This is a genomic window from Bradyrhizobium sp. HKCCYLRH3061 (assembly GCF_051168015.1).
GTDB lineage: Bacteria > Pseudomonadota > Alphaproteobacteria > Rhizobiales > Xanthobacteraceae > Bradyrhizobium.
On record NZ_JBNPUE010000002.1, the window covers coordinates 168,061 to 190,392 of the forward strand.

Genomic DNA, 22,332 nt, shown 5'->3' on the forward strand with positions numbered 1-22,332 from the left:
CTTCAGATGTCGGCGAAGACGCCGAAATGATCGCTGGTGTTGCGGACGCGCCCGTAATTGCTCCAGCCGGTCAGATTTCCGGCGCCGCCGATCCCGGGATAGTTCGCCGCCGTCGGCGCGCCCGGCCACCCCATCGGCGCCGCGGTGAACTGGTTGGCCAACGCGACGGTGCCGAGGGGAGGATTGTCCGGCGGCGCCATGACCCCGTTCATCGGCGTGCCGGTCACCGTGTTCATGATCGTGGTCTGATAGTTGTGCATGCCGTTGTGCGGCCAGACCAGGACGTTGTCGATCGAGTAGAACGGCGCGGCGACGAAGTTCGAGCCGACATAGCCGTAGCCGGGATAAAAGCTCTGTCCCGGCCCGCCGCCGTTGGACCAGAGAAACTTGGACGCCGCCGTCTTGTCCTTGCCGCGAATATGGGTGGAGAAATAGCCCTTGTACTGGTCCAGATTGACGGGAACGCCCACGGCCGTCGGACTGAGAAGCAGCGTGTAGGCACCGGGCCCGCCGGTGAGCGGATTGTAGAGACCCGAGGCCGTCCCGTTGACGGCGAACAGATTGACGTTGAAGTCGCCGCCGATCACCCGCGTCTCGTTCACACCCAGGGCGCCGACGACGTCGTTGATCGTCGACATCGTGGTGATGTAGTTCGCCGCCGCGGGGTTGTTCGGCGGCGAATGGATGCCGAAGATGGTGAGGTCGCGCTGGACGTTGCCGAGATTGTCGGCCTCCGTGAACGTCGCCATGAACGGCTCGCGCAACCCGGCGAAGGCAACGGGCGCGCCGAGCGTGGTGGTGAAGGCGATGCGCGCGGCCACGACGTCCTCGTTGAGCCCGCCATTGTGCTGAGCGGCCGCAGGAATCTGCCGCACGCCACCAAGCCCCGGGGGGACCAGCATTCCGTTGACGTTGACGGCACCGAGAGGCACCAGCATGCCGTTGTACGGCGTGGCGACGCCGCCGCCCGGCGGCACCGACATGCCGCCATGCCCGCCGGTCCAGATGTTGGGCCCGGTGAAGTAGCGGTTGAGCGTGCCCGCCGTGTTGGTGCGGCGATAGAGAATGCCGACCGTTTCGGCGCGCCCGCCCACCCCGGTGTAGAGCGGCGGCACGGCGTTCCATCCGCCCGCCACCATGGTGGCCGGGTTGTTGAGCCCGAACTGCACCATGGCGAGCGCATTGATGCCGCCGGTCTGGCTCGCCAGCGCGTTGGGCGCATTGTCGCCGGAGCTTACCTCGATGATGACGATGATGTCCGGCTGGGTGGCCGTCAGCACGGCATTGATCACCGCGCGGCGCTGGATCGCGCTCTGCATGTCGTTGAGGCCGCCATGCCCGCGCTGCCGCTTGATCGAGGCGGAAAAGATCTTGTTGATCGAGAAGTTCTCGATGTTCCAGAACAGGATCCGCGTCATGCTGACGGCTCCTGCAGCTCGGGCTTGCGGGCGGCAAATGCGAGCGACTGCTCGCAGCCCGGATTGTCGTCGGCGACATAGGCGGCATACCAGCCGAGGCTGCCGGTGTTGTCGGGATCGCCGAACAGGAAGAACTGGATATTGGCGGACGGCGGCAGCTTGGCGATGCCGAAGATCTTGATCGCGATATCGTCGATCCGCAGGCAGTAGAACCACTTCGGCCCGTCTTCCGGCAGCTTGCGTCCCGATGCGGTCGGCACCGGCTGGCGCAGGATCGAGATCGCGCCGACCGCAACCTTGATGACGCCCTGGATGCTGAACAGGCTGGCGCCGGGCGCCGCGCCCGGCAGGCTCATGCCGATGAAGACCGCATGCTGCGCGTCCGAGCCGGTGGTGACCGGCGACCATGCCGCAAGCAGTTGCGACTGGAAGCCGACGCCGGAGGCGAGCGCTCCCGGGCCGCCCAGCGTGATGTCGTAGACGACGCCGAACCAGGGTCCCTCCAGCTCGGTCAGGTTGAGCTGCGAGGTCACCGGCAGGAAGCCGAGATCCGACGGCTTCTGATCGCCGGTCGCGTTGACGAAGCTCTTGAGCTGCAGTGCGAAGCCGCGGAACAGGCTGGTGTCGCGCATCCTCGAGCCGTTGAGATTCCAGGCCAGGTTGCCGGTCGCGACCTGGAACCGCTTGGCTCCGGGCGTCGCCTGCGGATAGGTCATGCCGATCACGAGGCCGGAGAAGGCAAGCCCGACGCCGAGCGCTTCCTCCGGCGTGTCCGGCGGGCTGCCGAACGACAGCAGGTCGAGCGTCTCTCCGATGGTGCTCTCAAGCGCCGTGAAATCGAACTGTCCCCAGACCAGGAAGTTGCTGGCCACCGTGGCGCCCTGGTCCTGGGTGCCAATCGTGTTGAACTGCACGCGGTCGAAGGCAACGGCCGGTAGCACGTTCGACGGGCTGGTCAGCACGTTGGTCGTGTTCTGCTCGAAGACATAGGCGCCGCGGCCGCCCTGGTCGACATAGCTGCCCTTGAGCACGATTCCCGTGAAGGGCTGCGGCGTGCGGCGCGAGTACAGCCGCGAGACCGGCGCGCCGAACAGCGCCGCGACCGAGAGCTGGACGTGGCTGTCGAACCGCGTCAGCCTGGCGTTCTCGAACAACGACTGCAACTGCAGCACGGTGAAGTCGAACTCACCGCTCATCTGCACCGCCACCGGCACGTCAGGCGCAACGCCGTTGGAGATGTTCATTGCATAGCGCGGATCTTCGTAGTCGATCAGGCCGAACAGGCTCGAATTGCCCGGGGGCATCGTGATCCGGCCGCTCCGGCCATCGACCGTGACGCGGCTGACGGTGAAGCCGAAATGATGGGCGTTGAAGCGGGTGAAGTCGATGCCGGCGGCAAGCCCCGCAATCTCCGGCGGCATGTCGCGCTGGCCGAGATCGGCCGCGAGCACGATGACGCCGGTCCAGTTCGGATCCTGCGCGATGCGCGCGAAATTCTCGTAGAATGGGCCGGACGCTCCCTTCGAACGCACGATGGCTTCCGCGATGTAGTCCTGCAGCCATTGCGACAGGCCGGTGTAGGACAGCGCGGCGGTGACCGGCGGCGTGCCGGGCAACAGCGAGAACTGCTCCGCCGACGTCCAGCGATTGGCATTCGTGACCCGCTCCAACAACGAACCGGAGCAGAACTTCATGATGACAACGTTGCGGTAGGCGGTCGCCGACGCGCCGGCGCCGACCGCCGCGGTCATGGTCCAGCCCGCGATGTTGACGGTGTTGGCGAACTGCGCGCCGGTGCCGAACGGCTCCGGATTGACGGCGACGAGAAAGAGCTGGTTGGTCTGCAAGGCGTCCTGCATCGCCTGGGTCGGAGCAGATAGCGCGAATGGCAGGGTGTTGCCGTCGCGGTCGATCGACTGCGCCATGCTGACCTTCAGATAGGCACCCGTCGTCGGATCGCCCGCGATGATGAAGCCCTGCGGCGTCGTCCCATCGGTGCTCGGGCCGTCCGGCAGCGTGCCGCGCAGCGCGTGAGCCCGCGCCGCCTGCACGCGCGCCGACCACGTCTTGCTGCCATAGCTCGAGATCAGCGACTTACGGGTCGCGGCCACGATCTGGCTTTCGAACTGGACGAGCGTAGCGCCATCGAGGCCGCTGCTCGCAGCAGCTCCATAAGGCACCAGCGGAAACGTCTTGTCGCTGCCCTGGGCAAGCGGCATGAATGGCGGCGCCGATTGCAGGATCGCAACGTCCTCGGCGCCGGCGCCGGCCTCAGCCGCAGCGTAGATCGCGCTGCCTTCGGGCTCTGCGAGATAGTCGACGACGCCGCCTCCGGAGACGATGGTCACCCAGGAGGTCTGATGCTCGTCCGTCAGGCGCGCCGCGACGGCACCGCTCGTGGGACGGTTGAGGTCCGCCGTCTCGAATGGAAACACCGGCGCGTAGCCCGGCTTCGAGGGAATGGCGTTGAGACGATCGTTCTGGGCTGCAGGCAGGCTGACGTCGTACGCCTTGAAGCTCAGCGCTTCCGATCCGAACAGTCCGCCCATCAGCTTCGCAAGCTGCCCCGCCGAGCTGCCATCGGCACCGAGCGCGTAGTGGCCGGCCAGGCTCAGATAGGTCGTGCCTGTCTCGACCGCGGCCGTCTTCGCGGCGCTGGTCGCAAAGGCGAAGCCCCCTGCCCCGAGCGCCGGCGCCGTATCCGTGCTGCCAGCCCCGAGCGGCGTCAGTTGCACGACACGCCCGCCGGTCGTGCGGAATTCGCTGGTCAGCGCCGGCGCCCCCTTGATGGCGAAACCCGAACGCAGATAGCCCTGCTCGAGCTGCTCTCGGCCGATCGCGCGGTTGGCCGGATCGCCGAGGTCGAAGGCGCCTGCGATCGAAAGCTGCGACGGCAACGCCGCCACCGTCATGGCGGCATATTGCGCAGCTTGCGGCGACGACGCCGCGCTGTTGTTGATGACGTAGCGGACGCCCTGCCCCAAGCCCTGGCTGACGAACGCCTGCTTCGAATCGAGCAGCCCATCAAAGGTGACGCAACCGGTGTTGGCACCGCCGAACGGCACGTAGGCGTAGATGCGATTGTTGGAGGTCGGCGCAAGCCGAATGCCGAGCGGGTTGTCGCCCTTGCCCGAGAAGCCGATGAACGGAGGTGAGCTCAGCGCCGAGCCCGACAGGCGCAGCGCCCCACCATCGATCTCGATCCGGGTCTGATCGAGAATGTAGAATTTGGCGTTGCGGGCGAACCAGAGGTTCAGGTTGCCCGAGACCTGGTAGACCGGCGGCAGGTTGATGAAGGAGATGCCGTAACTCTCGAAGTCGCCAAACCTGACCGGATTGGCCGAGGCCAGCCAGACGACGGCGCGGTTGCGCGTCGCCTTGCTGATATAGGTCCGCACACGCTCGGCGAACCCGCCGGGATCACGATCAAGATCGGCGGGCCGCTGCGTCGCGAAAATATAGCTGCCACCGTACTTCTTCAGCGAGTCATCGTAGTTGATGAACGGTGGCAGCGACGAGCCCGTGCCGAGAAGGTAGCCGGCCCAGCCAACCGAGCCGGCAACCCTGGTCTCGTAAATCGCAGAGGAGTCGACCTGCTCGAACTGCGCTGACGCGGACGCGTCCATGCTCGTATCACCCGATCGGGAAAATGCCGAGCAAGGTGCCCGCCAGTGAATAGAGAGCGCGATCGTCGATGATATCGCCCTTGATGATGGTCACCGTATATTGCGCCGAGCCCAGCGCAGCATATTGCACCGTGATGCCCGCCTTCCACGTCGTCGCGCCGATCGTGATATCCGCGGCGAGAACCGCCGTGATCTGGGACTGCGAGACGATCGGCGTCCAGACCGGGATGCGCCCCTGGTACTGGAACGAAACGTAGGTCGTGTTGTTGGTGTCGCCGCTTGGCGTCGTCACCACGTTGCTGTTCGGACTGGTCGGCGTATTCACCGTCGGCAGCGCCGTGAAGGCAGCGCGCGGATACTCTTCGGTCCGCATGGTCGCGGGTGGCGCTGCCTTGACGTCCAAACCGATCGGGAAGATGCCGAGCGTCACGCCCTGGAGCAGGTAGAGCCCACGATCGTCCACGATCTCGCCCGAGATGATGGTCACGGTGTACTGGGTCGATCCCAGTGCCGCATACTGGATCGTAATGCCCTTGCGCCACGTCGTTGCGCCGATCGTGATGTCAGCCGCCAAAACGATCTGAGGTTGTGCCTGCGAGACGACCGGCGTCCAGACCGGAATGCGCCCCTGATACTCGAACACGAGCTGCGTCGTGTTGTTTTGATCGCCCGTCGGCGTCGCCATGACCTCGGTATTGGGGCTTGTGGGAGTGGTGACAACGGCGGGAGCCGAAAAACGAACACCTTCATGATGAGCCATCGCTATCTCCTTTTTATAAAACACAGATTGAAACCCGCAGTACGCAACTGCCGGCGCGGCTGAAACGAATGGAAAATCGACTAAGCTACCAATGGTTGAAATCTATCAGAGGTTGTGGCGTGTAACAGGGTTCGCCGCGGTGGTCAATCGGGCCAGATCACAGTCTTCCCCCCACGCCCGGTCACATTCTGGTGTTTACATTTCAGGCGAAGCCGGGGCGCCGCTCAGCGACCGACTTGTTTCCGGAGCATCTGCATCGCACGCTTCATCGCTGCGGACCGGATGAACGAGCCGAGCACGAATCCGGTAAAGCTGCTCTCCTTTCCGGAATCGATAATCTCTCCGTTCATCGTGACCGTGTAGTAGCGACCCATCGGGTGCATGGTCACGGTCAGCCCCTTGCGCAGGACGATGCCTGCAATGGCAATGTCCTCGGTCAGCTCGACCTCCACTTCGCCAATCGACACCAGCGCTCTCCAGCATGGGATCGTACCGTTGAAAAAGAAGGTCACCCAGGTGCTGTCATTCGTGTCGAACGTTGCAGCCACCTGCGCATTGCAATTCGTCGTCAGCTGGGTGTTGACGGTTTGATCGGTGAGCTGAGATGGCGCAGCGAGCAAGGCGACTCCCGTTCTCTTCAGGCGCTCAGCGTCGTGCAAAATGACCCGCTAGAGGGCAACAAATAACTAGCTGTGGTCGGTTTGCGAGTCCATTTGCAATCCGGCCCCTGCACCAGTCCGGACGGGGGCTCCGCAACTCACGCAGGTGCGACCATGCCGCTGGCCGTCACGTCCCGCGGATCGAGGAGTCCAGGCGGCTTTTCGCAACCGGCCCGATCCGCTGCAAGAGCTGCTCTTCCCGGGTGTCCTCAAACTCTAGCAGCCCTGTTACCCGCTCCTTCCCCCTCCCGCCGATCGCATGCCGCGCGCCGGGAAACGCCTCGACCGGTGGTCGGACGCTGCTGACGGCAAAGTTAATTTTTCCATATTTTTCAATCCGTTGTCGTGACTGCAACGTGAGATGCCGCCGCGGCGGACGTCGCAAGCGGCAGACGCCGGAATGATCAGGCGCAGAATCATCTCCGGCCTGGACGCCTGATCGTCGCTCGGCGGGCGGCAATCCCGTCTCCGGCGGCGTGCGTCGGGTTGCCTCTAGGCCCTCCTGTTTCTACAACAGCCGGAGCGCCTCCCAAGCATCAGGACCATCCCCAAAAGTGAACGAGCAACGCTTCATCGGCTCGCTGACCGGCTTACGCTTCGTCGCGGCCGCAACGGTCGCCATCGGCCATGGCGCCCCGTCGTTGGCGCAAGGCCTGCTGCCGGAGCTCATCGCTCAAGTCAGCAGCATCGGAATGACGATGTTCTTCGTGCTGAGCGGATTCGTCCTGTGGCTCAACTACGCCGAGCGCTTACAGTCGCAACCGCTCGGAAGCGCTCTTCGCGAATTTGCCGTCGCGCGCTTCGCCCGGCTCTACCCCATGTACGCCGTGATTGCGCTCGCAGTCGTCGCATACGTCGTGATTGCGCGAGGTCTTTCGGCCCCGTCGCTCGGCTTCATCCTCACGATGACGCAAGCCTGGTTTCCCGTGCAGAACGGCACCATGCTGGTCGCAGTCGTGCCATCGCTGCAGCATCTCTGGTCCATCAGCGTGGAGCTGTTCTTCTACCTGCTGTTTCCATTCGTCTGCCTGCTGTTTGCAGCCGTCGTCCGGCTGCAAACGATCATCTGGATCGCGCTGGTGAACATCGTGACGTTCGCGCTGACGATCGCGGCCGCCTTCACCTTCGGGGATGCGTTGCTGCGGGCCGTCGCGCCGAGCCTGACGCAAAACGGGATGCAGTGGCTCACCTACTACTCTCCCTATCTTCACATCGCTCAGTTCCTGGCCGGCTGCCTTGCCGCCATGATCTACGGGAACCGCGCCGATGCCAGCGTCGGTGACGGGGAGCGGCGCTGCGTGAGGCTCCTGTTCTGGCTTTCGCTGGTGAGCCTCATCTGTGCGCCTGTGCTGCTGTTTCTGCAGCCTCGTCTGCCCGGCTGGTCATTCGCGATCGAACTTGCCGTACGTCTCATCGAGATCTCGGGATTTTCGATCGTCTTCGTCGCCGCCAGTCGATACGGCCATGCCCCCTGGCTGTCGTCCAGAGCCCTGATCATTGGTGGCGAATGCAGCTATTCGATCTATCTGCTGCATCCCTTTCTCATTCGGCTTGCGATGATCGGAAAGTCAGATGCTCCTGGCGCTCTTGAGCTCGCACTGCGGCTCGGTCTGTTCGTTGCGATTGCGACGGCGATGGCCTGGATCACCTACATGCTCATCGAGGCACCGTCGCGGGCATGGTTACGGAGAGCCTTCCGCACCAGCGCACCACGCGACGTGATCCATGCGAGGCCGGTCTGAGCGCCGGAGCTTCGTCTTGCTCCTGATACAAGGCACGGCTCGCGACAGCCGGCGGTCCGACCCACGTTCTCGCGCCGGTGATCAGCCCTCGTATATTCACCTGCTGACACAGGCCTTCGCCTGTCTGCTCCATTTGAACGCGGTTCCGCACGGCGGTCTTGGCCGAGCGCCCGCGGGGCATTCGTTCCACACCGGCGCTCCCACCTCCCAGCCATTCACGACGCAGCCGCCATTCGGCGCGACGTGGCACCCTGGGCCGCAGGACTCATTGGCGTCCATCCGGCCGGCCCCTGCCGCAAGGCCGGTCAGTAGCACGACCGAGAACATCAGCCTCATCGCTTCGCTCCGTTGCCTCTGAGACGACGAGCCCATGCGACTGCGCCCCAGCTGAAACCATGAACGTGCAAAACCGTTCCTCAGTTTGTCGCAGCCTGCTCGAGCTGCTTTCGTCGGAGATCGTCGCCGCCAGCCTGTGACGAAACACCGCGCCGCCACCACACTCCAGCCCCACTACGCGCACGACTGCGCCATATCCGTGCACGGGAATGGGAAACCATCGTAGCGAGAAGGTTTTCACCATGTTGGGCGATGATTGCGCAGCCTGGGCGAGCCGGAAGCGGAAAAGTCACCTCTCCACGCCAGTTTGATCGTGGTGAGGCGCTGGGGCGCGCGCTTAGAAGCGGGACGAGCCAAACAACATCAAGAACCGGCGGCACGAACTGCCGGCCAGCCTTGGATCGTCCGGATGTATGCCGGACGGGCCCGTGGCGAATGCAGGGAGCGACAGATCGACATCATGACACGAAAGCTTTCAGTCCGCGAAGTCATTGCCAGATCCTATCCCAGTTGGGACTATGCCATGGCGGACCGGTTGATCGCATGGCTCGATCATTGTGGTTACGAGATCGTGGAGAAGAAGCCGGAGCGCACCGCGGCTCTCGTGACCGATGACGCGCGGCCACACGTGATCGGCGCTTGATGAATTGAGCGCCTTTCGCCGGGGCGCGGTGAACGATCAGCGCTCCTTGAGCGGCAGCGCTCGGGCGCCGCAGGAACTGTGCATCCCGTCCTGGGGTTCAGGATGACAAGACCAACGCTCGACGTTTCATCGAGCACCATGAGATCAGGGAAGGATCACCAATGTCTCGCAAGCTCACGCCACGCCAGGTCATCGCACGCTCCTACCCGACCTGGGATTACGCCATGGCCGATCGCCTGATCGCCTGGCTGGACGATTGCGGCTACGAGATCGTCGAAAAAGGAGCTGCGCATGTGGGCGCAAGCCTCGTGCCTGCGGCGCCGGAATCGACACCGTCGCATGAAAGCACACATTGATCCCGTCGCGATCACCGAGACCGCGAACGGGGTCTCCGGACACTCATTGGCATGAGACAGCCTGGCTCAGGCAAGCAGTTGCTTCTCGATTTCGTAGACCGGAAGCTTGACCAGATCCTTGTGGACCTCGCCATGCAGCGCCTTTCGTACCGCGTCGGAATAGTCGGCGCGGATGATCCCGAGCGCGCGCGGCGACGCCACCATCGTGACGGCTTTGGTTTCGCCTGAAATGACAGCATGATGCAGGCGATCGGCAAGCTGCTTGAGAAAGATGCGCTCAGCCTGATCATGCCAATCCGTCTGATCCACTGAACTCCGAGCATTGCCAAATGACGGCTGGACCGAGCCGGGAGCGTCCGTGCCCTGAGCGCTCGTGCGGTCGTTCTCCTGTTCACGGACCTCTTTGGTGTGCAGGTTCGGAAACATGCTGTCACCGACGTTCTCGAGGATCAGCGCCTTGCGCCCGTCGCACACGACGATCCAATCACCGGTTCCGACCTTCATCTTGTCCATGAGATTACTCCATCATCCGAATTACAGCGAAGAATGTGCCGGCGAGCTCATCGGGAGAAGCCGCCGCAGCTATATGCCTTCTTCGAAATCTTCCAAGGAAAGGCCGAACTCCGAGAGAGCCTCCTCCAGATAGTCGCCGAGCATCGGCGTTTCGATCAGATACGTCGCCGTGCGATTGTTGTGCGCCTGAGCGGCCTGCGCACGAAGCTCATCCCAATTGTCCAGCGAGCCGTCGCCCCGGCCCAGCCACATCAGCGTGACCAGATCGATCTGTTCGTCGACATTGAGGCCCCGGATGAAGCTGACGAGCTCCGACCGGTCCGTTTTCAGGCCTCGCCCACCGGTACCGGGCGCCGTGTCGTCATCTGCCAGATCTGCCAGCAATTCGGGTTCGGCCGCTTCCATTTCGTGCTGGTGGATCTTGGTCACGACGAAGGCGACCTTCTCCGGCGAGATCGAGAGGGTGGGCGTGGTAGTCGTCATTCAGCGTCTCCTGGGTCCCCGGGCAAACGCCCCCAGGTCCCGTGCAGAGACGCTAGGCGTTCCGGAAGGAGCGCACTTTGCGCAAGATCAAGGCAGCGTAGCGGCGTGAAAACCGGCGCAGCACCCCGCGCGAGCCCCGGGGCGCGATTGCAGCGGGACCGCTTGGATCGACCAGGGACCGCGGGCGATCGATACTACCAAGTCCAATCGAGAGAGCCGACATGCGGCTGCTGCGCGACCAGAATCATCGGTCTGCCCGGATGAGCTTTTGCGGTCCTTCGCTTCTTCGCCTCTGCAGCCGGCTTGCCTGTGTCGGCAATCCGCGTCGCGCGAGGCTTCTCGGCGGACTTCACGGCCGCAACCTGCGGGTTGGTCTCGACGGCGCTCATCTGCGCGAAGGCGTCGCGGGCACTGGGCTTGGCCACTTCTGCCGCAGGCTGCTCCGCCTTCGCGAGCTTCACCGGAGCCGGCGTGGCGATCGAGGTGTCCATCACGATCCGCTCCGGCCACTTTCTGGTGGACTGAATGCGCACCGGGGGAAGGTCCGACGCAGACGACAGGCTTGCAGGCAATGGTACGCTGGGAAGCACGGCATCCGCCAGGACCAGCAGCGCCAGCAGAGTTCCACCGACGAAAAGAAAGTAACGCAGAATGGGCATAATTTACCGCTCCGTCGGCACCTGCGCCGACATCCACCTAACGGAGGATCATGACAGTATGTTCCCGCGTCGAACGCTCGGGTTCAAAAGCCGTGGGAGACTAGCGCGACATAATTAGATTTTCGTCGCTGCAACCAGCGCGCATTTGGCCGCGCTGACGTTAACGTTGACGAATCCGACATGGACCGCCGCGAAGGTCTTCCGGCTGCGCGGCCCGACTTGGCCGGGCACGATCCGTCGGCGGTCGCTGACATGGCTACCGTCCCGCCGGCTGAAGGCGCAGCTGATTTCGACGTCCTTGATTGCGAAACTGTTGGCATTCCGTACCGTGAAGGTCACCAGCGCCCTCGACCCAAGACCGCCGCGCCGCCAGGACTGGGAACTGATCCGCAGGCTGGACAGAGCGGCCGGGTCGAGCGCAGGGGATGAAGCAGGCGGTATCGTCGGCGACAGGCTGGCATTGGCGTCCATGACGGTCCGGCCGGAGCCGACCACCGGGGACGAATCGGGGTGCGCGCTGGACTTGGCCGCCGGGCTGGGCACCACGAATGAGAGCCCACGCGACGTCTCCGTCCCGTCTTCATCTCCTTCATAGCCGCTGCTCGGGGAGGCCGATCCGACCCGCGTGAGGCTGGAGTCGGCCACCTCCTCCTCTTCGACCGACATGATCAGCCACCCGACGACGCTGAACATGATCAGCGCGAGGATCGCCAACCCCGACACCGCGGCTCCCAAAGGGATGGACGCTCCGTCGCTTCGGCGCATGGCCAGCGACGCCGTGGCATCGGGCTTGCGCCCCAGCAAACGAGAGAGACCCGCGCTCATGTCTGCACCATCGGCTGCCCGGCGGGGGCATCTGGAAGCTTCAATCGGCAAACATCGATAGGGTTGCATGCAAAGCCGACAATTGGAGGGCAGGCCCGGATACCGGTCGGTATGCCGGGCTGGCGCGGCCGGTGACGGGCCGGTAAACATCCGACCCGTTGCCGGCACCTCAAGAAACGCCGCCGCGCCGCAGGCGGTTCACTCCTTCGAAAGATCTCGACGATGTTGAATGTCACGTGGGACCACATCCATCTCCGCAGCCCGGACCCGGAAGCCACCGCTACCTGGCTTCACGACATTCTCGGCGGCGAGATCATCCGCAATCCCGGCCGCATCGACGTCAGGCTCGGCGGCGCCAGCGTGTTCATCGCCAAGGTCGAGCCGAACGACGGCGTCAACGCGCCGCCTGTGACGCCGCACCAGGGCCTCGATCATTTCGGCCTCACCGTGAAGGACATTGACGCCGCGGCCGCCGAGCTCAAGGCCAAGGGCATCACCTTCACGACCGAGCCGACCACGATCCGCCCCGGTGTTCGCATCTGCTTCATCCGCGGGCCGGAGGGCATTTCCATCGAGCTGCTGGAGCGCGACAAGAAATACACCTGAGCGCCCCCCGCCCGGCTACGACATGCTACCCGGCATGAAGCAGCGGATCTGGAGGCCCTGATAGCCGCGCATCGGCCACACCATCGTGCGGCCGACCCGGTTGGGCTCCGTGATGACAGCGTCGTCGGGAACGTCGAGCCATTCACCCTCGATGCGGACGCGGTAGTGACCGCCCCTGCTCTCCCAGTCGACATCGCTGACGGCGCTGCCATCGGCGTCCGAACAGCACGGGCCCTTGCCGCTGCGCAGGCCGTCGAACCATGCCTTCATCTCCGGCGACGAGTTCGCGTACTGGCCGCGATCGCGCGCCAGTGACGGTGGCGCAGCGAGTGCGATCAGCAGCGCCGCACGGCCGACCTGGATAGGTGGCTTCCATCGCGCGGCCGCCTGCGGCCTCGAGACCGTGCTGCTGATGTCGGAGCGATCAGCTCGATGCGGCTCACGGCCGCGGCAAACAATCCATCTGCTCATTTCCATCTGGTCCATCTGGCTCCTGCACCACCCCAGGGTGCACGGATAGAAATGCATCAACCGGGCCAGATTTCGTTTCGATCTCGGCTTCGTGAGAGTCAATCCGGGGTTTTACGCAGACCGCCCTATTCGGCCGCCTGCTCCAGCGGCGCGACCCGCGGCAGAATGATCTGGACGCGCGTGCCGGCGCCCGGCTCGGAGTCGAGATCGAGCCGGCCGCCGAGCCGGCTGGTCACGATGCTGTAGACGATGTGCAGGCCGAGCCCGGTGCCGCCCTGGTCGCGGCGCGTCGTGAAAAAAGGATCGAAGGCGCGGCGGCGAACGTCGAGCGACATGCCGCAGCCATTGTCGGAAAAGATGATCTCGACATTGTCGCGGCCGGACTCCCGGGCCCTGATTTCGATCACGCCGCTCCTGCCGTCCGGAAACGCGTGCGCGACCGCATTGAGGAACAGATTGGTCAGGACCTGCCCGTACGGCCCGGGGTAGCTGTTCATCACCAGGTCGGGCTGGCAATCCACATTCACCGTCAGGTTCTGTCTGCGCACGCCCGGGCGAAGACTCATCACCACCTGCTCGGTGAGATCGGCGAGATCGAAGCTGCGTTGATCGGAGTAGTTGCGGTCCGCCGCCACCTGCTTGAACGACTGGATCAGCTCGGCCGCGCGATTGAGATTGGCGACGAGCTGTCCCGCGGCGCTGCGGCTCATCTCGATGAACTCAGTGAGACTCGACCGCCGCAGCTCGCCCCGCGTGACCGCCTCGCTGAAGCGCTCGGTCTTGCGCTCGAGCGCGGAAGCGACCGTCAGGCTGATGCCGACGGGATTGTTGACCTCGTGAGCAACACCGGCGACCATGCGCCCGAGCGCCGCGAGCTTCTCGGCTTCGATCAGCGAGGCCTGGGTCTCGCGCAGGTTCCGGAGCGCGGTCTCGGCGGCCTCCTTGGCCTTGCGCATCTCCAGTTCGCTCTTCTTGCGCTCGCCGATGTCGAGCGCCACCGTGACGATCTTGTCGACCTCGCCGTCGGCATCGAGAAGCGGTAGCTTGTTGACCAGCCATTGCCGCATGACGTTGCATGAATCGAGGTATTCCTCCTCGTAGAACCCGAGGCCCGCCTTCGTCGCCAGCACGCGCTTGTCGTTCGAGTCGGTCTTGTTCGCGCCGTAGCGCGACATCAGCTCGCCCGTGGTACGACCGAGCGCATCCTCGGGCTCGACGTTGAAGATGCCGGCCATATAGCGGTTCATCAGGACATAGCGCAGCTCGCGATCCTTGACGTTGATCACCGCCGGCACCGTGTCGATGACCTGCTGCAGCAATCGCCGGCCTTCCGCGATCGCGTCCTCGGCGCGCTTCTGATCCGTGATGTCGCGGACCACGCCTTCGTAGCGAACCACCTCGCCGCTCTCGTCCCGCACCACCGTGGCGCTGTCGGAAAGCCAGCGGACCTCACCGGTGCGCCGGCGCACCTGGTATTCGAACTCGCGCACCATGCCGTCGCGCCGCATCAGCCGCTGATAGCGTTCGCGCGCCAGGGGATGGACATAGATCGTATCCGCGATGTCGTTGACGCTCTGGATCAGCTCGCTCGCGGATTCGTAGCCCATGATGCGCGCGAGCGCCGGATTGGCATTGAGCACAAGACCGCTCGGTGTGGTCACATAGATGCCGTCGATCGAGGCTTCGAACAGCTTGCGATAGCTCTCCTCGGCCAGCCGCTGCTCGGCCAGCGCGCGGACCGCCGCCTCGCGCGCCGCGTCGGCGTCCTGCAAAGTCTGCCGGAAGACCTCGGCCGCCCGCGCGATGTCGCCGATCTCGTTCTGAACGTCGGTCTGGGGGATCGACGCCGCCTTTTCGCCTGCCGCCAGCGCCCTGATCGAGCGTGCGATCGAGGCCAGCGGCCGCACGGTGCGCCGGACCACGAAAGACGCAGCGAAGATGCCGATCAGAACGCCCGCCGTGCCGAAGATGATGCTCTGCCATTTCGTCTCCGCCAGGGTACGGGCGAAGTCGCGCGACAGCACCTTGCCCTGGCTCGCACTCAAGGCGCGCAGCAACTCGGTGACCCGGCCGATCAGCCGCCCCTCGATGCCCAGCACCTCCTTGTCGAGCCGCGCGATCTCGTCCTCGGTGCCGGCGATGGCGATGATCGCCTCGGCATAGCGGTCGGCGGCCGCACGAAGCGCGCCGTCCTCGATCGGCATCGCGCGCATGCTGCGGGCGGCCTGCTCGGCGCCGGCCGGGTCACGCGCCAGCAGCGCCGCGCCGACCTGGTTCTGCACCTGGAACAAGGCCCGCGCCGTGCCCCGATCGGTCAAGCCGGCGATGGCGTCCTCGAAGCCCTCGCGCGCCGCCGGCAAACCCGACAGCAGGTCGGCACGCCGGGCGATCAGCGCACTGATCCGGTCGATGCCCTCGCGGTAATTGGCGAGCCGCTGGGCGACGCCATCGATGGTCGCCTGCTGCTCCGGCGCGAGCTGCAGGCGCGTCTTCTTCAGTAGCGCGCTGAGCTCGGTCGCCGCCTCCATGGCCCGATCGGAACGCGAACCGGGATCGGTGACGAAATCACGCGCCGCGAGCCGCAGCTCGTTCATGCGCTGGTCGATCTCCTCGGCGAGATCGCCGACGCCCTGCAGCCGCTGCAACTCGGCAAAGGTCGAATCGATGTGACGGATGGCGATCACGCTCGCCATGCTGGTCGCGGTGATCACGGCGAGCAGCAGCAAAAAGCTGCCAAAGATCATCCGCCCGATCGTCATCGATCGGAGGCTGCTGCAGGCCGTGTCGAGGTCCGGTAATCTACTCATGGGATCCGATGGTCGGAACCGCACTATATACGAGCCGCCGCGCGGCTGAATGAACAGATAGGGAACAATCCCGTCCGCGCATCAACCGCCGGACGAAAAATAGCCTGTGCGGTTAACCGGCCGCACCGAACTCGAAAACCTCCCCATCATAGCCGGCCTCGCGGGGGATGCGCAGCTGGCGACCGCCCTCGGCGGTCCTGGTCATGACCGGCATGACGGTGACGATCTCCATGTCGCGCGCCGCCGCCAACGCCCCCGCCACCGCCGGCTGTTTGCCCAGACGGATCAAGTTGCGGGTCGTCGGGAACGGCAGCTTGAACCGGCCGTCCTCGCCGCCGGCCAGCGCCTCGCGCGGCGAGACCCAAACGGAGTCGGTCGATTCCCGGCCGTCATGGGCGCCGAGTTGGTCCGGCGGCGCCGCCGCCAGGAAGAACCAGGTGTCGAAGCGCTTCGGCATGCCCTCGGGCGTGATCCAATGCGCGTAGGGAACCAGCGCATCGAGCGCCAGCACCAGGCCGTGCGCCTCGATGACCTCGAGGAAGCTGACCTTGCCCTCGCACAGCGCCAGGCGATGTGCAGCCTCGATCTCGCGGGCGGCAGCGGCCTCGATCAGCGTGTCCGCGCCGCGCGCTCGCGCCAGCAGGATGCCGCTCTCCTCGAACGTCTCGCGCACGCCGGCGATGCGGAAGCCGAGCGCCTCGGCGTCCAGGCCATCGTCGCCGGCATAGAGCTCCGGCCTGCCCGCGACCTCCCGGTCACCCTTGTCGACGCTGCCGCCTGGAAACACCAGGGCGCCCGAGTTGAACTCGATCTGATGGTGGCGCACCATCATGAATACCTCGATCTCACGTGCGGCTGCGCTATCGCGCAGCAGCAGCACGGTCGAGGCGGGACGGACGGCGGCAGCGTCAGCCATGGTCACTCCGCGGCGGTGGCTCGGGGTTGCAGATTGGCGCGGGCGTCGGTGCGGGCGACACGCGACAGCAGATAGTCGACCTCGGCCTTGGCGGCCGCCGTGATCGCCGAGCCCGGCTTGCGCTGTGCGCTGGAGGCGATCGCGCCGCGCTTCTGCAGCACGTATTTGCGCACGGCAAGGCCGGCGCCGGGCTGCTGCTCGTAGCGGACCAGCGGCAGATGCGCGTCGAACAGGTCGTGCGCGGCGTCGCGCTTGCCGGCCTGCGACAGCTTGACGACGTCGACCAGCATTTCCGGGAAGGCGTAGCCGGTCATCGCGCCGTCGGCGCCGCGCTCCATCTCGAAGTCCAGGAACAGGCCGCCATTGCCGCACAGGATCGACAGCGGCCGCAGCGAGCCGTCCTTCTGGAAGCCGCGCAGCGCCGAGATTTTCTCAAGGCCCGGCCAGTCCTCATGCTTGAGCATCACGCAGGACGGACTGTCCATGACGATCCTGCGGATCACCGCCGGCGTGAACTGCACGTTCAGCGTCAGCGGATAGTCCTGCAGCACCCACGGAATGTCCTCGCCGATCGCCTCCTGGGCCTGCTTGAAATAGCCCGTGATCTGATCATCGGTGCGCAGGGTCGGCGGCGGCGCGATCATCACGCCGGCAGCGCCGGCATCCATCGAGGCGCGCGCCAGCGCGCGCATCGTCGCGAAGCCCGGCGCGGAGACACCGACGATGATCTGCAGGTTCTTGGCGCGCTTGGCAAAGCGCACCGCAACCTGCTCGGATTCCGCCGCGTCCAGCTTCGGCGCCTCGCCCATGATGCCCAGCACGGTGATGCCGTCGCAGCCTGCTTCGCCGTAAAAGTCGACCAGACGGTCGATCGACGCCTCGTCGATGCGGCCGTCATCATGGAACGGCGTCGGCGCGATCGCAAAGGTGCCTTTGGCGGCGGCGGTGAGCTTCATCGTCCGGTCTCCCATTCATCTGTCGTCATTCCGGGATGCGCCGCTAGACGCAGGCCCGGAATCCATACTCCCGATCGTGGCTATGGATTCCGGGCTCGCCCTCCGGGCGCCCCGGAATGACGATCTGCATACATCAAAACCGCCGCGCGGACTTTCGAATCTCGTCCTCCGAAAAGAATATCTCCCCTGCATGATCAGCGATGTCCTCCGCCCGCCACGCCGAGGATGGCGGCTTCCATCCGTCCATTTCCATCATGCGCAACTCGCGCACGCCGCGTGGGCCGGAGACGCCGAGCACCTTGCCGGTCTGATCCCCCGAGAGACTGCTGACCATGTAGAGCACGGCCGGCGCAATGCCCTCGGGCGTCAGCGCCGCGCCCGGGTTCTCCTTATAGCGCGGCAGATCCGCGGTCATGCGGGTCAGCGCGCCCGGCGCCAAGGTCCACACCCGGATGTTGTACTTGCGGCCCTCGATTGCCAGCACGTTGGACAGGCCCCAGATACCGCCCTTGGCGGCGCCGTAGTTGGACTGGCCGAAATTGCCGATCAGGCCCGAGGTCGATGAGGTGTTGACGATGACGCCGCCGCCATTGTCGCGCATCCAGCGGAACACCGGCAGGGTGCAGCAGAAGGTGCCTTTGAGGTGCACCTGGATCACCTTGTCCCAATCCGCTTCGCTCGACTTGGTAAAGGTCTGGTCGCGCAGGATGCCGGCATTGTTGACCAGGATGTCGGCGCGGCCGAAATGCCGGATGGCGTCGTCGAACACAGACTGCCCGCCGGCCATGGTGGAGATGTCGGCGGCGTTGGCGACGGCGTGGCCGCCCTCGGCCTTGATCGCGGCCACCACCTGCTCGGCCATCGACAGGTCGGAGCCGGAGCCGTCGCGCGGCCCGCCAAGGTCGTTGACCACCACCGCCGCGCCCTCGCGCGCGAACAGTTTGGCGTAGGCCTCGCCGAGGCCGCCACCTGCGCCGGTGATCAGCGCCACCTTGCCGTCGAGCAGTCCCATGGGTGCGTCCTCCGCTTATGTTCTTGCTTTCTCCGTCATGGCCGGGCTTGACCCGGCCATCCATCTCCTGAACCGTCCATCCATCACCAGAAGAGGATGGATGCCCGGGTCAAGCCCGGGCATGACGATAACTAACAGCTGTGCCTCACATCACGAGGATCATCCCAGCACTGTCTTGCCGTTCTTGATCACCGTGACGTTGCGCGACTTCACGCGCGCTTCGAAGGAGATCACATCGCCATCCTTCCAGAGATCGACCGTCACGGTCTCGCCGGGGAACACCGGCGACGAGAACCGCGCGGCGTGCTGGCGGAACGCCGAGGCGTCGTAGTCGGCATAGGTCTGCAGCACGGCGCGGCAGGTGAGGCCGTAGGTGCACATGCCGTGCAGGATCGGCCGTGGGAAACCGGCGCGACGGGCAAACTCGGGATCGGAGTGCAGCGGGTTGCGGTCCCCGCACAGGCGGTAGATCAGCGCCTGGTCAGGCCGTGTCGAGATGTCGACGCTGCGGTCCGGTGCGCGGGTCGGCACCGGGTGCGGCTCGGGAATGCCGCCAGACGGACCGCCGAAGCCGCCGTCGCCGCGGGCGAAGCGTGAGGCGACCAGCGTCGTCAGCGGCGCGCCGCCCTCGTCGCGCAGGATGGTCTGATGGCGGATGACGGCGCCCTTGTCCTTGCCCTTGTCGGACACCGCGAGCACGGAGGAGTCGGCCGTGATCTTCGCGGCCACCGCCAGCGGCTTGTGAAAGGTGATGTCGCGCTCGCCGTCGACCACCAGCACGCGGTTGAGCTTCATGTCGCCGGGACCGGCGCCCCAGGCCGCGACGGAGGCAAAGGTCGGCACCACCTTCAGCGGCCGCGGCTCGGCGGTGGCCTCGTTGACGAAGGCGAGCTCCTTCTCATCCATGGGATCGGCCCCCATGCCGATGCCATAGGCGTACAGCATCACCTCGCGATCACCGTAGGCATAGGGCTGCCCGATCGCCTTCATCGCCATCAGCTCATCGTAGTTGATCGGCATGTCGCCTCCCCGAACTTCGTTCTCTTGTAGGGTGGGCAAAGCGAAGCGTGCCCACCGCCTTTCTTGTTGTATATCGGTGGGCACGGCGCTCCGCGCCTTAGCCCACCCTACGCACGTCTTCCGATGCCCATTGCTGCGCCCTCTCCCCTTGTGGGAGAGGGCAGCGCAACTATCAATTCCGACCTCACTCGGGTGAGGGGTTGTCTCCACAGCCGCACTGTCTGCGCGGAGAGAGACCCCTCACCCGGCTCAATCTCGCTTCGCTCGATCTCGCCACCCGCTCCCACAAAGGGAGAGGGTACACCATTGTTGGAGCACGCAGATGCATGCCCCATCGTCATTGCGAGCGGAGCGAAGCAATCCAGGGCTGCGCGAGGACTCTGGATTGCTTCGTCGCTTCGCTCCAATGACGTGGAGCCGCATCCGTGCTCACTCACCTACGCCGGTGTAAAGAACGGCAGCGGGGCGCCGTCGGTGGGCTTGAACACAACCCTCACCTTCTGGCCGATCTTCAACGCATCGAAATCGCAATCGACGAAATTGGTCTGCAGCGACGGCCCCTCCTTCAAGGTCACGTAGCCGATCGCATAGGGCCCGGTCGGCGACTTGCGCATGATCGAGAACGTGTAGATCTCGCCCTCGCCCGCGCTCTGCTCCCACACCGTCTGGTCGGAGAAGCAGAACGGGCAGATCGAGCGCGGGAAATAATGCGCCTCGCCGCATGCCGTGCAGCGCTTGATCATGAATTTGCCCTCGGCGGCGGCATCCCAGAACGCCTTGGTCTCGGGATTGGTGACGGGGGCCGGAAGTTTCTTGGCTTCGGACATCAGACGCGCTCCAGAATGCAGGTCGAGGCGGCGTGGCGCACGCCGAGCAGGCCGCCGGTGCCATGGGCGATGGCGAGGTCGCAATTCGGCACCTGGACCTTCGGATGAGCTTCGCCGCGCAGCTGGCGCACGGCCTCGATCACCTTGGTCATGCCGCCGCGGTTGACCGGATGGTTGCTGCACAGGCCGCCGCCATCGGTGTTGAACGGCAGCTTGCCGACGCCGGAGATGAGGTTGCCGTCGGCGACGAACTTGCCGCCCTCGCCCTTCTTGCAAAAGCCGAGGTCCTCGAGCTGCATCAGCACCGTGATGGTGAAGCTGTCATAGATCGAGGCGTATTTGATATCATTCGGGGTCACGCCCGCCTCCTCGAAGGCGCGCGGGCCGGACCACACACCGGCGGAATAAGTGAGATCGAGGTCCTTGCCGCCGCGCGGCCCCCTCATCGCCTCGCCATGGCCGATCAGCCGCACCAGCGGCTTCTTCAGGCTCTTGGCGATCTCCGGCGTGGTCACGATCAGCGCACCGCCGCCGTCGGTAACGACGCAGCAATCCATGCGGTGCAACGGATCGGAGATCATCGGCGAGTTGATCACGTCCTCGACCGTCACGACCTCCTTCAGCATCGCATGCGGATTGTACTGCGCGTGATGCGAGGCCGCGACCTTGATCCAGGCGAGCTGCTCCGACGTGGTGCCATAGTCGTGCATGTGGCGCATGGCGCACATGCCGTAGGCATTGTGCGTGGTGGCGCCATAGGCCATCTCGAAGTCGGCTTCCGCGCCGGCGGCGCGCGGCGGCATCGGGCCGGTGCGCGGCTTGCCGGCCAGCGTGATCAGCGCGATCGAGCATTTGCCGGCGGCAATCGCCTCAGCGGCGTGGCCGACGTGGATCAGATAGGAGCAGCCGCCGGTCTCGGTGGAATCGATGTGCCGCACCTTCAAGCCGAGATAGTCGACCATCGGCCACGCGCCGCCCGGCGCATCGCCGGCGCAGAAATAGCCGTCGACATCTTTCGCGCTCAACCCGGCATCCTCCAGCGCCCCCTTGGCGACCTCGGCATGCAGTTGTGCGGTCGATTTGTCCGGTGCGTGCCGGGTCGGATGCTCATAGATCCCGGCAATGTAGGCCTTGCCCTTGATGGTCAATTCCGTCTCCGCTTCCTGTCGTGTCCTGCCCGATGGTTGGAGATTTTCTGGACCCTCGCAGGAGTCTTGGCAAGCGTCTTGGCAAAGGCGGAAAATATTCCGCAGGGTGGAGATGGCGCGCGATCGCGCCTCTGACTCCGCCGTCGTCCCGGGCTTGACCCGGGACCCATAGCCACCGGCGGATATTGTTAGACTCGATGGTCAACCAGCGTGCACTCTCACGCCCGTCTGTGATTATGGGTCCCGGGTCAAGCCCGGGACGACAGCGATCGTGTGGCGCGAGCGAGCACATATCGAACTACACGTGACCCAGCACTCCCGCGACATCACTGCCCGGGTCATGCTGATCTTGTTCGCCCTCGTCGAATCGGAGGGCGCAGGGAAGGCCAGGCGTCGGCTGACGCCTGCGGCCCGCCTGCGAAAAAAATGCAGGCGGCAGGTACCACAGGTGCAGCCGAGAACACCCGGCCTTCCCTGCGCGATGGTCTTAACGCTTATACGCAGTCTGCCTGGTGCGCCGGGCTTGTTGGCCACCATGATCCGCGCGGC

At 65.0% G+C, this 22,332-nt stretch carries 20 protein-coding genes; 4 read left to right on the top strand and 16 right to left on the bottom strand.

Features of this window, described 5'->3' with window-relative positions; translation table 11 throughout:
- Positions 1–2 precede the first annotated feature (2 nt).
- The 4 genes from ACQR2C_RS04640 to ACQR2C_RS04655 all read right to left on the bottom strand — a co-directional run bounded on the left by ACQR2C_RS04640 (position 3) and on the right by ACQR2C_RS04655 (position 6,424).
- Positions 3–1,418: a hypothetical protein gene (locus ACQR2C_RS04640; protein ID WP_316182095.1), complete on the bottom strand. Its 1,416-nt coding sequence runs from the start codon at positions 1,416–1,418 to the stop codon at positions 3–5.
- Positions 1,415–5,044, bottom strand: coding sequence for a hypothetical protein (locus ACQR2C_RS04645; protein ID WP_434880585.1), 3,630 nt, complete (start codon positions 5,042–5,044; stop codon positions 1,415–1,417). Before ACQR2C_RS04645 ends, ACQR2C_RS04640 begins: the two co-directional genes overlap by 4 nt.
- Positions 5,045–5,051: 7 nt before the next feature.
- Entirely contained in the window at positions 5,052–5,729 is a 678-nt protein-coding gene (locus tag ACQR2C_RS04650; RefSeq protein WP_434880586.1) for a hypothetical protein, read from the bottom strand.
- A 299-nt stretch (positions 5,730–6,028) separates the two neighbouring features.
- Positions 6,029–6,424, bottom strand: coding sequence for a hypothetical protein (locus ACQR2C_RS04655; protein WP_434880587.1), 396 nt, complete (start codon positions 6,422–6,424; stop codon positions 6,029–6,031).
- 593 nt (positions 6,425–7,017) lie between these two features.
- Here ACQR2C_RS04655 and ACQR2C_RS04660 point away from each other — a divergent pair.
- From ACQR2C_RS04660 to ACQR2C_RS04670, 3 genes are all read left to right on the top strand, one after another.
- Positions 7,018–8,205, top strand: a complete 1,188-nt coding sequence (locus ACQR2C_RS04660; protein ID WP_434880588.1) for an acyltransferase family protein — start codon at positions 7,018–7,020, stop codon at positions 8,203–8,205.
- Positions 8,206–9,001: 796 nt separating this feature from the next.
- A complete protein-coding gene (locus ACQR2C_RS04665; RefSeq protein ID WP_315804960.1) occupies positions 9,002–9,184 on the top strand; it encodes a hypothetical protein in 183 nt (60 codons plus the stop codon).
- Positions 9,185–9,345: 161 nt separating this feature from the next.
- Positions 9,346–9,540, top strand: coding sequence for a hypothetical protein (locus ACQR2C_RS04670; RefSeq protein ID WP_315804854.1), 195 nt, complete (start codon positions 9,346–9,348; stop codon positions 9,538–9,540).
- Positions 9,541–9,606: 66 nt separating this feature from the next.
- Here ACQR2C_RS04670 and ACQR2C_RS04675 read toward each other — a convergent pair whose 3' ends face one another.
- From ACQR2C_RS04675 to ACQR2C_RS04690, 4 genes are all read right to left on the bottom strand, one after another.
- Positions 9,607–10,053 (bottom strand): host attachment protein, encoded by a 447-nt coding sequence (locus ACQR2C_RS04675; RefSeq protein WP_315804853.1) that lies wholly within the window; start codon positions 10,051–10,053, stop codon positions 9,607–9,609.
- Positions 10,054–10,122: 69 nt separating this feature from the next.
- Positions 10,123–10,536, bottom strand: coding sequence for a DUF3775 domain-containing protein (locus tag ACQR2C_RS04680; protein ID WP_315804852.1), 414 nt, complete (start codon positions 10,534–10,536; stop codon positions 10,123–10,125).
- 194 nt (positions 10,537–10,730) lie between these two features.
- Positions 10,731–11,195 (bottom strand): hypothetical protein, encoded by a 465-nt coding sequence (locus tag ACQR2C_RS04685; RefSeq protein ID WP_315804851.1) that lies wholly within the window; start codon positions 11,193–11,195, stop codon positions 10,731–10,733.
- Between the two features lie 114 nt (positions 11,196–11,309).
- Positions 11,310–12,020, bottom strand: a complete 711-nt coding sequence (locus tag ACQR2C_RS04690; protein ID WP_316182084.1) for a hypothetical protein — start codon at positions 12,018–12,020, stop codon at positions 11,310–11,312.
- A gap of 222 nt (positions 12,021–12,242) precedes the next feature.
- Between ACQR2C_RS04690 and ACQR2C_RS04695 the strand changes: the two genes are divergently transcribed.
- Positions 12,243–12,626 carry a VOC family protein gene (locus ACQR2C_RS04695; protein WP_316182082.1) on the top strand — a complete coding sequence of 128 codons (384 nt, stop codon included), beginning with the start codon at positions 12,243–12,245 and terminating at the stop codon, positions 12,624–12,626.
- A gap of 15 nt (positions 12,627–12,641) precedes the next feature.
- On the opposite strand, the gene ACQR2C_RS04700 is transcribed toward ACQR2C_RS04695, so the two are convergent.
- The 8 genes from ACQR2C_RS04700 to ACQR2C_RS04735 form a co-directional block, all read right to left on the bottom strand.
- Positions 12,642–13,097 carry a hypothetical protein gene (locus tag ACQR2C_RS04700; RefSeq protein ID WP_434880589.1) on the bottom strand — a complete coding sequence of 152 codons (456 nt, stop codon included), beginning with the start codon at positions 13,095–13,097 and terminating at the stop codon, positions 12,642–12,644.
- 125 nt (positions 13,098–13,222) lie between these two features.
- Complete coding sequence (locus ACQR2C_RS04705) at positions 13,223–15,904, bottom strand: PAS domain-containing protein (protein ID WP_434880590.1); 2,682 nt, start codon at positions 15,902–15,904, stop codon at positions 13,223–13,225.
- Between the two features lie 112 nt (positions 15,905–16,016).
- Positions 16,017–16,820 carry an NUDIX hydrolase gene (locus tag ACQR2C_RS04710; protein WP_434880591.1) on the bottom strand — a complete coding sequence of 268 codons (804 nt, stop codon included), beginning with the start codon at positions 16,818–16,820 and terminating at the stop codon, positions 16,017–16,019.
- A gap of 2 nt (positions 16,821–16,822) precedes the next feature.
- The gene (locus ACQR2C_RS04715) at positions 16,823–17,776 is read right to left on the bottom strand and encodes a dihydrodipicolinate synthase family protein (RefSeq protein WP_434880592.1); all 954 of its coding nucleotides are present in this window, start codon (positions 17,774–17,776) and stop codon (positions 16,823–16,825) included.
- Positions 17,777–17,909: 133 nt separating this feature from the next.
- Positions 17,910–18,788: an SDR family oxidoreductase gene (locus tag ACQR2C_RS04720; protein WP_434880593.1), complete on the bottom strand. Its 879-nt coding sequence runs from the start codon at positions 18,786–18,788 to the stop codon at positions 17,910–17,912.
- A gap of 159 nt (positions 18,789–18,947) precedes the next feature.
- Positions 18,948–19,808 carry a MaoC family dehydratase gene (locus ACQR2C_RS04725; RefSeq protein ID WP_316183707.1) on the bottom strand — a complete coding sequence of 287 codons (861 nt, stop codon included), beginning with the start codon at positions 19,806–19,808 and terminating at the stop codon, positions 18,948–18,950.
- A gap of 437 nt (positions 19,809–20,245) precedes the next feature.
- Positions 20,246–20,635 (bottom strand): Zn-ribbon domain-containing OB-fold protein, encoded by a 390-nt coding sequence (locus tag ACQR2C_RS04730; RefSeq protein ID WP_315800936.1) that lies wholly within the window; start codon positions 20,633–20,635, stop codon positions 20,246–20,248.
- Complete coding sequence (locus ACQR2C_RS04735; protein WP_434880594.1) at positions 20,635–21,783, bottom strand: thiolase domain-containing protein; 1,149 nt, start codon at positions 21,781–21,783, stop codon at positions 20,635–20,637. The genes ACQR2C_RS04730 and ACQR2C_RS04735 overlap by 1 nt, the downstream gene beginning before the upstream one ends.
- Between the last annotated feature and the right edge of the window lie 549 nt (positions 21,784–22,332).